The sequence below is a fragment of the Arthrobacter sp. ov407 genome (assembly GCF_900102895.1).
In the GTDB taxonomy this organism is placed as follows: domain Bacteria; phylum Actinomycetota; class Actinomycetes; order Actinomycetales; family Micrococcaceae; genus Arthrobacter.
The window spans coordinates 118,765-134,216 of sequence record NZ_FNGD01000004.1 but is presented as its reverse complement, the minus strand read 5'-3'; the positions used below and the strand labels follow the sequence as shown (position 1 = coordinate 134,216).

Genomic DNA, 15,452 nt, shown 5'->3' with positions numbered 1-15,452 from the left:
GGCAGTGCCCGGTTAAGCGAGTGATCCGATGACGGTATTGCTGGACTGTGGGCGGTTTGGGGCTAATCGACGGCGCGGAAGACTTTGAGTTCCCAGGGCCGGAGCCGGAGTGAAGGGTCGCTTGGATAGTTGCCCAAGATCAGCTCGGCCCCCGTCCAGTCTTCGTCGAGCGTCACGTGCTGCTGAGCGCCGGAAAAGTTGCCGAGCACGAGCAGAGTTGAGCCGGGGATTGACCTTGTGAAGGCGTAGACGTTCGCGTCGTCGGGCAGCAGCATGGTGAAGTTCCCGTGCGAGACCACCGGTTCCGCATGCCGCAGCGCGATCACCTTGCGGTAGAAGCTGAACACCGAGTCCGGATCGTCGATCTGGGCAGCGGCGTTGATGTGGCTGCTGTTGGGGTTGACGGCGATCCACGGGGAGCCGGTGGTGAAGCCTCCATGAAGACTGGCCTCCCACTGCACGGGGGTGCGTGCGTTGTCCCGGTTCAGCGGCGCGAGGGCGGCGAGGACCTCTGCGTCGGTGTGGCCGAGGTGCGTGGTGGCTTCGCGGTGGTGGTTGAGGACCTCGATGTCGCGGTAATCGCTGATGGCCCCGAAGCTCATGTTGGTCATGCCCAGTTCCTCACCCTGGTAGACGTAGGGCGTGCCCCGGTGCAGGTGCAGGACCCCGGCGAGCATCTTGGCGGAGAGCTCGCGGTACTGCGGGCTGTCGTCACCGAAGCGGGACACGGCGCGGGCCTGGTCGTGGTTGCCCCAGTACAGGCTGTTCCAGCCGGTCTCGGCCAGCCCTTCCTGCCAGCGTCCCAGGGACTTCTTCAGATCGGTAAGCTGCAGCTTTTTGGGCCGCCATTTGTCGCCGTCCTCCTGGTCCAGCGCCACGTGCTCGAACTGGAACACCATGTCCACCTCGGCCCGGGCGGGGTCGGTGAACAGCACGGCGTCCTCCACCGTCACGCCGGGCATCTCACCGACGGTCAGCAGCGGATTGTCCCGGCCGGCGAAAACCTCCAGATTCATTTCGTGCAGGAACTCGTGGATCCTGGGCCCGGACAGGAAGTGCGGGCCGCCGTCGCCAAAGAGCTTGCCGTCCGCGACCGGCCCGTCCGGGAGGGACGTGTCCTTGGAGATGAAGTTGATGACATCCATCCGGAAGCCGTCCACGCCCCGGTCCAGCCACCAGTTCATCATCTCGTAGACCGCCGCGCGGACCTCAGGGTTTTCCCAGTTCAGGTCCGGCTGCTTCTTGGAGAAGAGGTGGAGGTAGTACTCGCCGGTGGCCTGGTCGAACTCCCACGCGGGCCCGGAGAACGCCGAGCCCCAGTTGTTCGGCTCGGCGCCGCGCCGCGGCTGCCGCCACCAGTACCAGTCGCGCTTCGGGTTGTCCTTGGAGGACCGGGACTCGATGAACCAGGGGTGTTCGTCGGAAGTGTGGTTGACCACGAGGTCCATGACGAGTTTCATGCCGCGGGCGTGCAGCCCGTCCGTGAGCTCCTGAAGGTCCGCCAGCGTGCCGAAGATCGGGTCCACGTTGCGGTAGTCGCTGATGTCATAGCCGTTGTCGTCCTGCGGTGAGGTGTAGATCGGGGAGAGCCAGACGACGTCGACCCCCAGCCGCTGGAGGTAGTCCAGCTTGCTGAGGATGCCGCGGAGGTCCCCGACACCGTCCCCGTTGGAGTCGGCGAAACTTCGCGGATACACCTGGTAAACCACTTGAGACGCAAACCAATCCTTCGGAACAGTGATTGCGGGAGCGAGCTCTATGTGTTCGACGGTCATGCAGGGAATCCTCAAGGTCTCGCGCTGTCACTCGGCGCTGGGCGAAAACGAAGTCGGAGGCGCGAGTCCCCGGTGCTCTGTGAAGCTGGCCGGCGCTGGCGCGAAAGACACTGAAAGTTTCGTCACAGAAGTTCGAGTTGTCAATACCCCGCTCTAATGTGGCCCAAGTAACGATTGTGACAACGCCTTGGCCTTTCAGACTTCCGGGGTAGAATCTCTAAAACGTGCAAAGATTCTTGAGTAGGCACCTAGACGACCCGAGGAGGTGACGATCGCGTGCAGCCCACCCCCGTACACCCCAGTTGGCTGGGAGAACCCGGTTCGGCCAGGGATGTGCTCTACCAGTTGCTAGTTGACGGACCTCTTTCCAGGAGTGCTCTTGCCGAAAAGCTCGGACTCTCGGCGGGTAGCCTGACCCGAGTTACCAAGCCGATGCTCGTTGGCGGCGAACTGATCGAAAGTCCCGGGCGGCATATGGGACCAACCGGACGCCCCACTCAACCGCTGGAAATCGTTCCAGACCGGCATTTCTTCGTGGGAGTCAAGCTCACCGGCACTAACGCATACGCTGTGCTGGTCAACCTTCGAGCCGACATCATTGCAGCGGTCGAGACATCGATCGACGTCCGGGAGCCCCATGCTGTCGCCGATCTCGTGGCCGAGCTAGTACGCAAGCTGGAGGCCTCCGCCCCGAAGCCAGTTGCAGCCGTTGGAGTGTGTTTGGGTGGCCAGGCGTTGGCTGGCGGCGTCGTCGGCTGGGCCCCGTTCCTGGAGTGGGAAAACGTGCCATTCGGCGATCTGCTCGCCGAACGCACCAATCTGCCGGTCACCGTCAGCAACGACCTCAACGCCCTTACCTTGGTGGAGCACTGGCTCGGAGCAGGCCAAGGAATAGCGAATCTGATCATCCTCACGATCGGGGTCGGCGTCGGCTACGGGTTGGTCGTCAACCACCAGCTCATCAGTGACGCCAACGCGGGGCTCGGTCCTGTGGGCCACATTCCACTGGACCCCTTCGGACCTCTGTGCGACATCGGTCACCGTGGTTGCGCCAATGTCATGCTGAGCAACCACAGCTTGGAGAAGCGAGCATTTGTCTCGCTGGATCAACATGTGACCTATTCACAACTTCTAGAACTCGCGTCCATGGGTGGCACGGCCAAGACCTTGGTTGACGAAGCCGGGTTCGCATTGGGGAGGCTATTGACCATAGCCTCCGCCTTGGCCATGCCGGAGAAAATCATCCTCAGCGGTGAAGGTGTAGGGCTGGTGGAAGTAGCCCGGGAAGCTGTCGAGGCAGGTCGCAGGCATGACAGGGAAAAGCATGTGGGCGCGGCTCCTCTGGAGGTAATCCAGGTCGACGACACACACTGGGCCAGGGGAGCCGCCATCGGTGCCATGCAACAGCCAGCATGATGACGACACCGGTTTTCACTCGTGGCAAAGTCTGAGTGGAGATCGCGGCGCGCAGGTGATCAGGTCCGGGAGGGGCAGGTCCATCCGCAACGAGTCGATCAGGCACATTGGAGCAGGAGGCATTCCGGGCAAGGGGCGTCGAGGGGCTCTAGCCAGCCGGGATCGTCCGAGTCTGCGGCCGTGAATTGGTGCCAGTCCGGGAAGGGGTCCGGGGGCAGTTCGGGTCCGGGGTCCTGGCCGGGGTGCCCCGTGAGCGCCGGGTCCGGATGGTGTCCCGGATCTGCGGCAGGCCTCCTGCAGGGCGGCCAGGGTCAGCGGCAGCGCCGTGGTCAGGGCCAGGGATTCGGACAGCAGGGCCCCGGCGGTGCGTTCGCTGACGGTCAGGACGCAGGCGACCTCGGCGACCAAAGCCGTCGCCTGGGCGGCGCGGTCCCGCGGGGACGCGGCCGGCGCGGCCAGGGCGCTGGTTGCGTGCATGTAGTCGGCGGCGAGCTTCACCTTCAGCGCGGCGGTCCGGGCCTCCAGCCGGGCCACCTCGGCGAGGCCGTCCAGGGCATCGTCCGCCTGTCGCCGCAGCGGATCAGCGTCAGGCAAAGGATCGGCGGAAGGCGGAGCAGCAGAATCCGCGCCGGTGCCGGTGAGGGCAGCAAGCACAGCAACGGACGCGGCGACGGCCTCCACGGCCTCCCGGCTGTCCGCACCCCTGTCCCCGCTCCACGCTGCTCTGCTGTCCATGCCCAAATCATCGCAGGAGGCACCGACAGTATTTGATGAAGTTGTCTGTCTTGCGGAGAGGCCCTGGCACGGACTGATGGGAAAGTAGTGGCAGTGTGAAAGCTTTCGCTTGGCTCGGACACAGGTTGACCTCAATAAATGGCTCAGTACATGCGCGGCGAGTAAGGCGAGGGCTCTAACGAGTATGAACCGGACTTTAACAGGTAGCCGCCACTCAGGTTGTTGCGGCTTCGGACTCGTTACGATGGGGCATCCCGGGCCGGTGATTCCGGCCGGATGAATTTGGCGGCACAACTCAATCACGCCGCAGTCAGGGCTTTTGTCCCGAATGCTTCAGACGAATGGCCGCCCTCAGATTCCAGCAGTGCGCTACCAGCGCTAACTGAGTCCAGTTCAAGGCGCCGTCACCGAAAACGGCATTCACCGATTCTGTCTGGCACACACCAAATCGCAAGAACTGGTACGAGAATCTGGGCCATACTTGCCGACCATGGTTGTGACAGCCTTAGCCGACAACTCCGCGCGGTCATCTCCTCTGGGTCATTGCGAGTCAGTCACTTTTGGCCGTCACGGCATATTTCACTTCAATGAAGACTTTGCGAGGAATCCATGCGGCGACCGATATTTCCACGCTTAGTCCTTATCGCCACAGTTGTCGGTCTCAGTTTGGTCCCCCTTCCCGCCAAAGCTGCTGGCGGATTGGCGACAGACAAGGTGGTTAGTACGCACCAGTCCTCGTCTTCTCGGATTGTCGTTTCGCCAGCCTTCACAACCAGCCAACCCAACGAACTGTTAGTAGCATTTGTGACCGCTGATGGTCCGGCAGCCACCGGGTCCCAGCAATTCACATCAGTCACCGGTGGCGGGCTCACCTGGCGCCTGCGTAAGCGGACCAACGTTCAGTTCGGGACGGCCGAAGTCTGGCAGGCCGTGTCCAGCGGCATCCTCACGAACGCAAGGGTGACGGCGACACACAAAGGTTCATACCGGGCTTCCATCACGGTCGCCACCTTCACGGGCGCGGACACGGCCAGCGACGGAGCGGTCGGGGGAGCCAACGGGCCCACGGGAGCGCCCACCGCTTCGCTCACAACAACCCGCACAGGCTCCTGGGTCTGGGGTGTGGGAAATGACTGGAGTAGGGCCACCCCCCGCACCGTCGGAATCGGACAAACCAAGGTGGATGAGTACCTTGCCAGCAGCGGTGATACGTTCTGGACGCAACGCCAAACTGTGCCCGGCACAGCGACAGCGCCATCTTCCGTGAGAATCTATGACACCGCTCCCACTACAGACAAGTGGAATTTGTCTCTGATCGAGATTCGGCCCGCCCAGGCGGCCCAGGCAGCACCGGCGTTCACGGCGTCCTCGCCTCCGACGACGGCCACGGTCGGCACCGCTTACAGCTACACCTTTGCCGCGACGGGCAATCCGGCGCCGACCTTCGGGGTGTCTTCCGGTGCCCTGCCTGCCGGGCTGAGCCTGAACACCACCACCGGCGTCCTCTCCGGCGCCCCGACGACGGTGGGGACGGCGACCTTCACGGTCGCCGCGACCAACGGGGTCAGCCCCGACGCGGTCACGCCCTCGATCACGATCACGGTGAACTCCGCCCAGTCGCCTGACGGTACCCAGGCCGCCGTCGTTTTCGGCTGGGGTCCGATAGTTACCGGGGACGAGTTTTCCTACACGGGCGCGCCGAATCCGTTGAAGTGGGGCGTCTACAACAGTCCCGGGCATGCGGGCAACGGGATCCGGAGTCCGAACGCCTGGTCTGTGGACGGCAGCGTTGTGACCGTCAGCGGTGACTCGGCCGGCACCACCGGCGGCATGTCAGCCAAGTTTGCCCAGCAGAAATACGGACGCTGGGAAGTCCGGATGAGAACCAGTGCCCGGGATCCGAAATACCACCCAGTCCTGATTCTCTGGCCGAACAACAACACGTCTCCCAACTGTGCGGAGATTGACTACGCCGAAGGCACTTCCGATACGTCCAGGATCAAGTTCTTCCTGCACTACGCGTGCAGCGGCTCGAACTTCCAGACACAGACGGCACAGCCGATCGATACGACCCAGTGGCACAACTACGCGGTTCAGTGGACCCCGTCTGGGATCACCGGATACATCGACGGCGTGCAGTGGTTCACCGACACAGATCCGGCGCACCAGCCCACGGTCGGGATGCACCAAACAATCCAGCTGGACTGGTTCCCGGACGGAACCGCGACCCTGCCAAGCCAGATGCAGGTCGACTGGATCCGCGTCTACAACTAACGCCCGGGCGGCCCGGCTGGCGCCAAGCCAGACTGCTCATGAGAAGGTGCGAGTTCTTATGAAGCGGATCGGGATTCTGTCCTTCGGGCACTGGCGCGACATCGGCAGCTACAGGGACCGCGCTGACGGCGCCGCTGGCTGATTCGCCGATCCTGCAGCTGAAAATCATGCTCAACGGCTCAAAGCCGCCCATCTGGCGGCGGGTTCTCGTGCCTGCCGTCTTGCCGCTCCCACAGTTTCACAAGGTGATCCAGGCGCTGTTCGGCTGGCTGGACTACCATCTGCACGAGTTCCAGACCGGGGGGATTCCGTGGCCCAGCGTACACGCCGATGAACCCTGCCGGCGAAGACGAAATCTACGGCGATGCATCCCGCGACGAAGCGACTGCGACGGTCGGCGAACTGCTCCCGGCCGTGGGCAGCACCATGGCCTACACCTACGATTTCGACGACAACTGGGTCCACGGCATCAGGGTGGAGAAAATTCTGGCGGACGACGACGGCGCGCAGCTCCCGCGCGGCAGCGCGGGCCGCGCGGGGCGGCACCGGCGGAGGAGGGCGGCGGCACGTGGGGCTGGGCAAACATCGTTCAGGCCGTCAACGACCCCAACCACAGGACCACAAGGAGTACCGGGAGTGGCTGGGAATGCTGCCGGGCGACGCGCTGGACTCAAAGGCTTTCGATCTGGACGACGTCCACGAGCACCTGGCAGAACCTCTACTGAGGGGTGCCGAAATGGCATCCACGACCGTTGGCGCAGGTGTTGAGTGTCACAGGCCGGCGTAGTAGCGTGACAATCACTGTCAACACGCATCACACGGACTCGGGAGCGATCATGGCATATATGACACGTGGGCTGGTGGCCGTCACTGCGGCTCTGGCATTGAACGTGACGGGTGGCGCCGTCGCCGGCCCAGCGTTCGCCGATCCGCGGGAGACGGGAAAGACCTCGACCGCCACCGGGTACGGCGGCGCGGTGAGCACCGTGGATCCCGAAGCGTCGGCTGCGGCGATCGAGGTACTCCGCAAGGGCGGCAACGCAGCGGACGCAGCCGTCGCCGCAGCCGCAACCCTCGGGGTGACCGAGCCCTACAGCGCCGGGATTGGCGGTGGGGGATACTTCGTGTTCTACGATGCCAAGACCGGCAAGGTGGGCACGATCGATGGCCGCGAGACGGCACCGGCAGCGATGCCGCACGACGCGTTCATCGACCCGGTGACCGGCAAGCCCTACAATTTCACGCCCGAACTCGTCACGAGCGGCGTCTCCGTCGGCGTTCCCGGCACCCCGGCCACCTGGGAGCGTGCCCTTGACCGGTGGGGCACGTTGAGCCTCGGCGATGCCCTCAAGCCCGCCATTAACGTGGCGACCCGTGGGTTCGTGGTCGATAAGACGTTCCGCCAGCAGACCCTGGACAACAAGCTCCGGTTCGAGGCGTTCACCTCAACGAGCAACCTTTATCTCCCGGGCGGTGACGCCCCCGCCGTCGGCAGTGTCTTCCAAAACCACGACCTCGCCGAGACTTACCGGCTCCTCGCCAAGGAGGGCACGGGCGGCTTCTACAGCGGTCCGCTCGCGGCCGAGATCGCGGCCACCGTGCAGGCTCCGCCCAAAACTGCCCGCACAAAGCTGCCTGTTCCGGCAGGCCACCTGACGACGGCGGATCTCGCCGCCTACCGCGCCCTGGATCAGGCGCCCACACACGTGGACTACCGCGACCTGGACGTCTACGGCATGGCGCCGTCCAGCAGCGGCGGCACCACGGTCGGCGAGGCGCTGAACATCCTGGAGCCGTCCAACCTGTCCGGGATGTCCAAACCCGGCGCCCTGCATCACTACCTAGAGGCGAGCGCGCTGGCTTTCGCGGACCGTGGCAAGTACGTGGGCGACCCCGCTTTTGTCGGCGTCCCCACCGCCGCGCTCACTGACCCGCTGTTCGGTAAGGAGCGCGCCTGCCAGATCGACCCGCTGCACGCGGCAGCGAAGCCCGTTGCGCCGGGGAACGTGTCCTCGTACGACGGCGCGTGCCCGGCTGCCGCAGTGGCGCCCGCCGACGAGAAGGACACCGAGAACATCTCGACGACCAACCTGACGGTCGCGGACAAGTGGGGAAACGTGGTCGACTACACGCTCACGATCGAACAGACCGGCGGATCCGGCATGGTGGTCCCCGGCCGCGGGTTCCTGCTGAACAACGAGTTGACCGACTTCTCGACCGTATATAACGAGACCGACCCGAACAGGATCGAGCCGGGGAAGCGCCCGCGCTCGTCCATGTCGCCGACCATCATCCTCAAGGACGGCGAGCCGTTCCTCGCTCTCGGCTCGCCCGGCGGATCGACCATCATCACCACCGTCCTGCAGACGATCCTGAACCGGGTGGATCTGGGCATGACCATCTCCGAGGCGATCGCTGCACCGCGTGCCTCGCAACGCAACACGGCCAAGGTCACGGCCGAGCCGGAGTTCATCGCCGCGTACGGCAGCCAGTTGACACCCTTTGGCCATCAGTTCACGCCGTCGGGGGATGCCTTCACCTCGGCAGCGGAGATCGGCGCCGCGACCGCCATCGAATTCCTGCCCGACGGCGGCATGGTCGCCGCCGCCGAGCCCGTGAGACGCGGCGGCGGATCCGCGATGGCCCTCAAGCCGTCGCCGCGGTAGGGCGCGGAGCTATCTCCTCCCCGCCGCCTCCTGGGAAACCGAAGGCCGGGCCGTTCCCTGAGTCACGGAATCTTTCGCTGCTGAGAGCTCCGGCATCGCCGGGCGGTCGCCCTCGCGCAGCCAGTCGTCGAAGAAGGCGTCGAGCTGCTGACCCGAGGCTCTTTCCATGACGGCCTCGAAGTCTTCCGTCGTCGCCGTCGAGTCGTTGTATCGGGTCAGCCACAACCGGGAGCCCGCGAAGAACGCCGCGTCGCCAATCTTTGCGCGCAGCGCGTGGAGTGCAGCCGCACCACGGACATAGACCTGGCCCACGAACAGGTTGTCGCGGCCCGGGTCAGCGATGTTGAGCGCCCAGCGGTTGTTCGCATCGAGGTACGCCACGGCATCTGCGAATTGCTGCGGCATCGTCGCCACGCCTTGGTGCTCAGCCCACAGCCACTCGATGTACGTCGCCCAGCCCTCGTTCAGCCAGACGTCCTTCCAATCGGACGGGCTCACCGCGTCGCCGAACCACTGGTGCCCGAGTTCGTGCACCACCGTGTATTCGTCCGCGACCTGCGAGTAGACCGGCCGCGTCTGCGTCTCCAGTGCGTAGTCGACCGAGTCGTCGTCGACAATCGCGCCGAACGCCTCGAAGGGGTACCGCCGAAACAGGCCCTCCAAGAACGTGATCATCTCCGGCTGCAGCGCTAGTGATGCCTTCGTCTGCGCCAGGGCCGCGCCCGTCACGCCCGAATCGATCGCGTTGATGATCGGCAGCCCGTGCGGACCCACGTCGTGGGACAAGGCAAAGTCGCCGACGGTCGCCGTCGACAGGTAGCTGGCCATCGGGTCAGAGGCCTTCCACTTCCATGTCGTCCACCCGGCCTTGGTCGCCGGGCGGCCGACGGGCAGCCCGTTCGCCACCGCCGTCTTGCCGGCCGGCACCGTGATGCGGAACGTGTAGGTTGCCTTGTCTTCGGGGTCGTCGTTCACCGGGTACCAGGTCGCAGCACCCTCGGGCTCGTTGACCACCATCGCGCCGTCAGCGGTGGTGACCCACCCGTAGAGGGCCCCGGTGGTGTCGAGCGGCTGGCCGGTGATCCCGCCGTACTCGACGACGATCGTCGTCGTCTGCCCCGTCTTGAGCTTTGGCCGCAGTCCGATCGTGAGTTCCCAGATGCGGTTCGCGTCGTCTTGCACCTGGGACCATTTGGCGTCCTTGCCGTCTACTTGGACCGACGTGACGCCGAGGCCGCGCAGGTCGAAGTTGAGCGACTGCAGGTTCTGCTTTGCACGGACGGTGATGGTCGCGACGCCGCTGAGGCGGCCTGCGAGCACCGCGGGATTGGTCGGCGGCGTGTAGCGGAGGGCGAGGTCGTAGTGCAGTACGTCATACCCGCCGTTGCCGGCGAACGGGAAGTACTCGTCGCCGCTGCCGGGAGCGCCCGCTGAGTAGCGGGGCCCGTCGTTGGCGGGGGCGGCCTGCGCCGTCCCGCTGATTGCGCCGACACTGGCGACCAGCACCAGCACGACGGCAATCGTTGTACGACGCAGTGCCCAGTGAAACTGCTGCCCAATCGTTGGCTTCCTCCCGCCGTCCGTTCGAAGCCGATCCTCGTTTCGTTGGCCGAGATTTTGGTATCCGATCATCATGGGGCCTTTCATGGTCATGAGCGTCAACCCCCAAGAGGCCCATGGCCGATGCTCCCGGGCCGAAAGGGGGTGACAGGGCAGGCCGGGAAATCCGGCCCGTCGGCTCACACGAGTACTCCACCGCCATATCCGAAATCATGTCGGAGCAGGCAGCTGATAGGAAGGTGGTCCGTGGAGTTCGCACCCATGGGACCGGCGCGGCGATCGGAGCCCATGGGGCGGTGACCGTCTCGCTCGCCTGAAATGGCGTCGACTCGATGCCCGAACAAAAACGACCTCGGTCTGGGAAATCATGACCACGCCCCCAACACAGTTGTGGAATGCTGCCCATAATCCCCACAGCAACTTTGGAAAACCTTGGCACCCAAACTGGTTCTTGTCCGCCGCCGGCTTCTCGAGTCGTTCAGAAGCTTTCAGGTCGACGAGACCAGAAGGCGATTCAGGTGGCGGAAGTCAGGTTGTCGATCTTGCGCAGGGCGCGGAAGATACTGGCGAGTGCTTCTGCTGTCCGTCTGCTTTTAACCTCCGGGTTTAGCCTTCGCAGTCCGTGCAGTAGGCATGGCCGCCACTCTGCCGGGCGATCTGGGAGCGGTGCCGGACCAGGAAGCATGAGAAGCAGGTGAACTCGTCACCGGCCTGCGGGATGACCTGAACGGTCAGCTCTTCGGCGATGAACTCGCCGCCCGGGACACCGGCCCCGTCCAGCCCGTCGGCCTCGTCGAGTTCCTGGACAACGCTGCGGGCGTCCGGTGCGTTCGCGGACTGCAGCGCCTCCAGGGATTTGTCCTGGGTTTCCTTGACGTCGGAACGGACTTCGTCGTAGTCGGTTGCCACGTGGCTTGTTCTCATTTCTCGAGGGTTGACTAGGCTCAGTGCAACGTATAGCACCCCGCGGTTGTTCCGCAGCCGTGGGCTGGATGAACGCCGGCGCGGGTTGGTGGGTCACGCCGTGGGCGCGGTGCAGGGCGCCACCGCAGTTCAGGCCTAGGATCAACGGCATGATGCCGGGACGAATCGACGCCGCTGACGGGAAGAACGCTCTCAGCGTCAACGCCGGGATACTGGAGAGCGTCTGGCGGCCCGGTTCATTTGTGGACGCCGACGACGCCCGGGACGCCATGCTTGCTGTGGAACGTATCAGCGGCGGGTCGCCGATGCCGATGCTATCTGAAATGACCGACGTCGTGTTCAGCGCGGCGGCCCGATACCAGTTCGCACAAAGTGCCGGCGTGGTGGCCATCGCGGTCCTCGGGTCCAGCACGGTCGACAGGGTCATTGCTTCCGCCACGAGCCGGGAGACCAAATACCCGCACGAGTTCTTTACCTCCAGGACCGCCGCAATTACATGGCTGAAGGAAGTCATCAGGAGCCGCGACTAGGAAGGGCAAGATTTGGGAAGGATTCGCGCTCGATCCGAGACAGGCCGGTCTTGCCCGTCGTAAAGTGGCTGGACGGTCTTTCGCCCCATTTGTTCCAGGATTTGTATGCAGGGCTTAGGGATCGTGGCCGGTTCCGGGCCCTGCCGGAACGGGAACAAAGGAATGGCCAATGTTTATTGAGTTGTCGTCCCGTCTGAAACACTCACAGGAGGATCCGCCCGCGGACCCGTGCGGAGGCACGCCGGAGGACAGCAAGGTACGGGGGATACGCCTGCAGGCCGCCGAGATCATCGCCGCCGTAATGTCCGATTCTTCGCCGGGACAGGCCGGCGCCCGGGATCGGCTGTGTCGCTTGCTGCAGGCCAACCCGGGCCGGCCGGAAGTTGCGCTGGCGGAACTCCTGATCGCTCTCCGGGAGGAAGCTGCCCGGGGCCGCCGACCCGATCTGATACTCGTCCAAGAGGAAGCGGCGGGAGTCGAAGCGCCCACGCAGCCTTCGAAGCCAGGTGCTGGGCGCGCTCCCGCGGGCCGCCCAGGTGCCCGCCAACCCCTCCTGCATCATCGCCCCACTGAGAGAGTGCACTATGGCCGCGCGGATCAGGCACGGCCCGGCGGCATCGCCGGGGAGGGAAATTAGCGAAACCTTTCAGGAATCCGCGTGTCGATTTGGGCACGTGGTGTGAGGTAGCCGGGAGGCGCCCAAAACCACGAAGGGGACCATCACCATGGCCCGCATTTTCATCACTGGCTCGACCGACGGACTTGGCCTGGCCACCGCCCGGACGCTGTTGAACGAGGGCCACGAGGTTCTGCTGCACGCCCGCACCAGGGCACGCGCGGCGGCCCTGGATGACTTCGCTCCGCAAGCGGCCGGCGTCGTCGTTGGTGACCTCAGCAGCGCTTCCGAGACCCGGGACCTCGCCGAACAGGTCAACGCGCACGGGCGGATGGACGCCATCATCCATAACGCCGGCGTCTACCTCGCTCCGGGGCGCGTCGCGACTCCGGAGGGGCACTCCCGCACCCTGGCCGTCAATGTTCTCGCACCCTACCTGCTCACCTCGCTGATCGAACGGCCCGGCCGCCTGATCTACGTCAGCAGCGGCATGCACCGCGGGGCCAGCGGCAACCTCCAGGACATCGATTGGACCGAACGGCGCTGGAATGCCAGCGAGGCCTACTCCGAGAGCAAGCTCCACGTGACCGCGCTCTCCGCCTCCATCGCCCGTCACTGGCCACACGTGCTCAGCAACGCCGTTGATCCCGGATGGGTACCCACCAAGATGGGCGGCGCCGGGGCCCCTGACGACCTGGCCATGGGCCATGACACCCAGAGCTGGCTCGCCGTCAGCAATAATCCAACCGCCCTGGTCTCCGGCAACTACTGGTACCACCGAAGGATGCGGACGCCGGCACCGGAGGTCACCGATACGAACTTTCAGGACAGGCTCACCGAGAAACTCGCCGAACTTACGGGCATAAAGCTTTTCTGAGGATCAGGCGGACGCTCAGGGTTCCTGTCGATTCGCTGCGGCACGGCTGCGCGGCAACAGGAATCCGACCGCGACAAGCCAGAGGAGTCCGCCGAACCGCCCGATGGGCAGCAGGAACTGGAGCGGTTCGATCACCATGGAGAAGAAGCTCAGCTCGGCCAAGGCAGCGATGACGAGGCCGGCCCACGCCAGCCAGCGCGGCACGAAGCGCAGGATGAGGGCCGGGACGGCGATTCCGGCTACGAGGAGCCCCAGGCCGACCACGTAGGCGACGCCGCCGGTGATGAACGCGAGAAACGACAGCGCGTGGGTCAGCGTCACGTCGGTGGTGATTTCCGGGCGGCTCAGGACCCACCCTACGGAGGCCGAGAGCATGAGGACCACCGAGGCGGTGATGCCGCCAAAGAAACCGATGGCGGGCCCGGGGACGCGCACGCCGAGTCGGAGCTGCCGGGCGTAAACCGTGGCCGCGAAGATGCCCAGCGGGACCGCTGAAGCGAATTGGAACAAGCTGGCGAGCCGGACGGCATCGGGGTTTCCGTGGAAATAGGCGGCGACCTGGCCGGCAGGAGCAAACGGCGAGACGAAGGTCTGGCCGCCGGTGAGGACAGCGCTGCTGAGCAGGCCGCCGACCGTGAGTCCCAGGCTCACGGCCGCCAGGATGCCCGGGTTGGGGCCGCCGGAACGTGTCGTTGGAAAGGTGTGGTGGGGGGATAGGTCAGTCATGATCGCTTCTTTCCGATAATTACGTCACAACTAAAATGATTCACGCATTGAATGATTCTGTCAATAGCGTAATATTGGGGCATGGACTCACCGGATCCGTCGCGGTCTAAGCGAACAGCTTTCCTGCTCTCCCAGCTCGGAGCGCTGGCATCGGCACGCTTCGCCGAGCGCACCCGCGAGCTCGGGCTGACACCGAGCGATGCGGGCGTCCTCCGCCTGCTGGGCCGCACCCCCGGGCTGAGCCAGCGGTCCCTGGCCGACCGCCTGGGCGCGGTGCCGAGCCGGGTTGTTCCACTCATCGACTCGCTGGAAGCGCGCGGCCTGGTCGCTCGCGTGCGCAGCCTTACCGACCGGCGGAACTACGAGCTTCGGCTGACGGCCGAGGGCATGAAGGTGCTGGGACAACTGCGTGGGATAGCCGAACGGCATGAAGCCGAGCTCCTGGCCCCGCTCACCGGTGAACAGGCTGCGCAGTTGGGGAGCCTGCTGGCCACGTTGGCCCGCGCCCACGCTCTCGACGCGGACGTTCATCGGGACACGACCCTGGAGTAAAGGCCACACGGAGACTGACCGGGCTGTGAGTTGAGCGCCAACTTTCAAGGGGACGTTTCTTCCGGCGGGCTGTCGCTGCTGAGCTCGACGGATTGGGCCGGGCGTTCCGGGGTGGCGTGATCCCAGTCAATCGAAGGTGGCGGATTCTCGAGTTTCCGAGCCATGTCCGGCTCGAGATCCGAGCGCAGCCATATTCGGAGGGAGTCGAACTGGTACAAGACGCTACCTGGCGGGGGAGACTGTCTCTGAACGGTTGGGTTCTTGGGCCATGCGATCGCGCCGATGGGTGGCCCATCCGGGTCAGGATTCGCCAGAGTCAAGCCGGCGGCTTGCGCTATTTCCCGCGCGTGGAGGAAGGGTGCCCCCACAACGTCGGGGACAATGACGAGGTCCGCGGCCCGTTGGTCGTCTCCGATATTGCCTGGCATTCTTCCTCCTATGGGTATTGTCTGCCCGATTGCAGCGCACGGGAACACTCCCTTCTGTGTCAGTTTCCGAAGTCGTCTGCACGGAATATTTCTCGGGGGAACCCCAGTCCTTTTCAGCCGGCGGGCACTGTGGGATCATCCCGGTATGGGCGAAAATACTGAATCGCGGGTGACCTTGCCCTCCGGCCCCGAGCGTGTGAAGGGCACGCACCACCGCGACGTTGATGGCTACGGAAATCCGATCACTCAGCAGCTTCGCATTGTCGGTCAGCGCCGCCGCGAAGCGGAAGAAAAGCTCGACCGGCACCTGCAGGAAGCACGCAAGAGAGACTGAGGGCGGGATGGGGCGACGGAAAGGCAGGCGCCCCTTAGG

14 protein-coding genes and 1 pseudogene are annotated in these 15,452 nt (G+C 64.8%); 9 read left to right on the top strand and 6 right to left on the bottom strand.

The genetic code is table 11. The features are described from left to right. Positions 1 to 62 precede the first annotated feature (62 nt). Positions 63 to 1,775 carry a glycoside hydrolase family 13 protein gene (locus BLS42_RS06560; RefSeq protein WP_090578324.1) on the bottom strand — a complete coding sequence of 571 codons (1,713 nt, stop codon included), beginning with the start codon at positions 1,773 to 1,775 and terminating at the stop codon, positions 63 to 65. 276 nt (positions 1,776 to 2,051) lie between these two features. Here BLS42_RS06560 and BLS42_RS06555 point away from each other — a divergent pair, with 276 nt between their 5' ends. Continuing rightward, complete coding sequence (locus tag BLS42_RS06555; RefSeq protein ID WP_090578322.1) at positions 2,052 to 3,191, top strand: ROK family protein; 1,140 nt, start codon at positions 2,052 to 2,054, stop codon at positions 3,189 to 3,191. Between the two features lie 15 nt (positions 3,192 to 3,206). Here the strand turns inward: BLS42_RS06555 and BLS42_RS20160 are convergent, their stop codons facing one another. Further along, positions 3,207 to 3,926 carry a hypothetical protein gene (locus BLS42_RS20160; RefSeq protein ID WP_176803230.1) on the bottom strand — a complete coding sequence of 240 codons (720 nt, stop codon included), beginning with the start codon at positions 3,924 to 3,926 and terminating at the stop codon, positions 3,207 to 3,209. A gap of 804 nt (positions 3,927 to 4,730) precedes the next feature. On the opposite strand from BLS42_RS20160, the gene BLS42_RS06545 reads away from it, so the two are divergent. The 4 genes and pseudogenes from BLS42_RS06545 to ggt all read left to right on the top strand — a co-directional run bounded on the left by BLS42_RS06545 (position 4,731) and on the right by ggt (position 8,866). After that, positions 4,731 to 6,200, top strand: a complete 1,470-nt coding sequence (locus tag BLS42_RS06545) for a putative Ig domain-containing protein (RefSeq protein ID WP_256336306.1) — start codon at positions 4,731 to 4,733, stop codon at positions 6,198 to 6,200. 122 nt (positions 6,201 to 6,322) lie between these two features. Beyond that, positions 6,323 to 6,496, top strand: a pseudogene (locus BLS42_RS20775) (plasmid pRiA4b ORF-3 family protein); the annotation flags it as partial. A gap of 34 nt (positions 6,497 to 6,530) precedes the next feature. Beyond that, a complete protein-coding gene (locus tag BLS42_RS20770; protein ID WP_090578316.1) occupies positions 6,531 to 6,968 on the top strand; it encodes an IS1096 element passenger TnpR family protein in 438 nt (145 codons plus the stop codon). Positions 6,969 to 7,045: 77 nt separating this feature from the next. Then, positions 7,046 to 8,866 carry a gamma-glutamyltransferase gene (gene ggt / locus BLS42_RS06530; protein WP_371129526.1) on the top strand — a complete coding sequence of 607 codons (1,821 nt, stop codon included), beginning with the start codon at positions 7,046 to 7,048 and terminating at the stop codon, positions 8,864 to 8,866. A gap of 9 nt (positions 8,867 to 8,875) precedes the next feature. Here ggt and BLS42_RS06525 read toward each other — a convergent pair whose 3' ends face one another. Continuing rightward, a complete protein-coding gene (locus BLS42_RS06525) occupies positions 8,876 to 10,519 on the bottom strand; it encodes a M1 family metallopeptidase (RefSeq protein WP_256336304.1) in 1,644 nt (547 codons plus the stop codon). Between the two features lie 513 nt (positions 10,520 to 11,032). Further along, positions 11,033 to 11,335: a DUF4193 domain-containing protein gene (locus BLS42_RS06520; protein ID WP_090578310.1), complete on the bottom strand. Its 303-nt coding sequence runs from the start codon at positions 11,333 to 11,335 to the stop codon at positions 11,033 to 11,035. A gap of 164 nt (positions 11,336 to 11,499) precedes the next feature. On the opposite strand from BLS42_RS06520, the gene BLS42_RS06515 reads away from it, so the two are divergent. Then, positions 11,500 to 11,880 carry a DUF7793 family protein gene (locus tag BLS42_RS06515; RefSeq protein ID WP_090578307.1) on the top strand — a complete coding sequence of 127 codons (381 nt, stop codon included), beginning with the start codon at positions 11,500 to 11,502 and terminating at the stop codon, positions 11,878 to 11,880. A gap of 202 nt (positions 11,881 to 12,082) precedes the next feature. On the opposite strand, the gene BLS42_RS06510 is transcribed toward BLS42_RS06515, so the two are convergent. Beyond that, complete coding sequence (locus BLS42_RS06510) at positions 12,083 to 12,442, bottom strand: hypothetical protein (RefSeq protein ID WP_090578304.1); 360 nt, start codon at positions 12,440 to 12,442, stop codon at positions 12,083 to 12,085. Between the two features lie 163 nt (positions 12,443 to 12,605). Between BLS42_RS06510 and BLS42_RS06505 the strand changes: the two genes are divergently transcribed. Continuing rightward, complete coding sequence (locus BLS42_RS06505) at positions 12,606 to 13,373, top strand: SDR family NAD(P)-dependent oxidoreductase (protein WP_090578300.1); 768 nt, start codon at positions 12,606 to 12,608, stop codon at positions 13,371 to 13,373. Between the two features lie 15 nt (positions 13,374 to 13,388). On the opposite strand, the gene BLS42_RS06500 is transcribed toward BLS42_RS06505, so the two are convergent. Beyond that, complete coding sequence (locus BLS42_RS06500) at positions 13,389 to 14,099, bottom strand: hypothetical protein (RefSeq protein WP_090578297.1); 711 nt, start codon at positions 14,097 to 14,099, stop codon at positions 13,389 to 13,391. An 81-nt stretch (positions 14,100 to 14,180) separates the two neighbouring features. Between BLS42_RS06500 and BLS42_RS06495 the strand changes: the two genes are divergently transcribed. Next, a complete protein-coding gene (locus BLS42_RS06495; RefSeq protein WP_090578294.1) occupies positions 14,181 to 14,651 on the top strand; it encodes a MarR family winged helix-turn-helix transcriptional regulator in 471 nt (156 codons plus the stop codon). 573 nt (positions 14,652 to 15,224) lie between these two features. Then, positions 15,225 to 15,413: a hypothetical protein gene (locus BLS42_RS19930; RefSeq protein WP_143019155.1), complete on the top strand. Its 189-nt coding sequence runs from the start codon at positions 15,225 to 15,227 to the stop codon at positions 15,411 to 15,413. Positions 15,414 to 15,452: the final 39 nt, after the last annotated feature.

What these genes read in the sequence shown, in the direction of transcription:
- BLS42_RS06560 (WP_090578324.1), bottom strand. Translation starts at nt 1,775, where the DNA reads ATGACCGTCGAACACATAGAGCTCGCTCCCGCAATCACTGTTCCGAAG.
- BLS42_RS20160 (WP_176803230.1), bottom strand. Translation starts at nt 3,926, where the DNA reads ATGGACAGCAGAGCAGCGTGGAGCGGGGACAGGGGTGCGGACAGCCGG.
- BLS42_RS20770 (WP_090578316.1), top strand. Translation starts at nt 6,531, where the DNA reads ATGAACCCTGCCGGCGAAGACGAAATCTACGGCGATGCATCCCGCGAC.
- ggt (WP_371129526.1), top strand. Translation starts at nt 7,046, where the DNA reads ATGACACGTGGGCTGGTGGCCGTCACTGCGGCTCTGGCATTGAACGTG.
- BLS42_RS06525 (WP_256336304.1), bottom strand. Translation starts at nt 10,519, where the DNA reads ATGACCATGAAAGGCCCCATGATGATCGGATACCAAAATCTCGGCCAA.
- BLS42_RS06515 (WP_090578307.1), top strand. Translation starts at nt 11,500, where the DNA reads ATGATGCCGGGACGAATCGACGCCGCTGACGGGAAGAACGCTCTCAGC.
- BLS42_RS06510 (WP_090578304.1), bottom strand. Translation starts at nt 12,442, where the DNA reads ATGATGCAGGAGGGGTTGGCGGGCACCTGGGCGGCCCGCGGGAGCGCG.
- BLS42_RS06505 (WP_090578300.1), top strand. Translation starts at nt 12,606, where the DNA reads ATGGCCCGCATTTTCATCACTGGCTCGACCGACGGACTTGGCCTGGCC.
- BLS42_RS06500 (WP_090578297.1), bottom strand. Translation starts at nt 14,099, where the DNA reads ATGACTGACCTATCCCCCCACCACACCTTTCCAACGACACGTTCCGGC.
- BLS42_RS06495 (WP_090578294.1), top strand. Translation starts at nt 14,181, where the DNA reads ATGGACTCACCGGATCCGTCGCGGTCTAAGCGAACAGCTTTCCTGCTC.
- BLS42_RS19930 (WP_143019155.1), top strand. Translation starts at nt 15,225, where the DNA reads ATGGGCGAAAATACTGAATCGCGGGTGACCTTGCCCTCCGGCCCCGAG.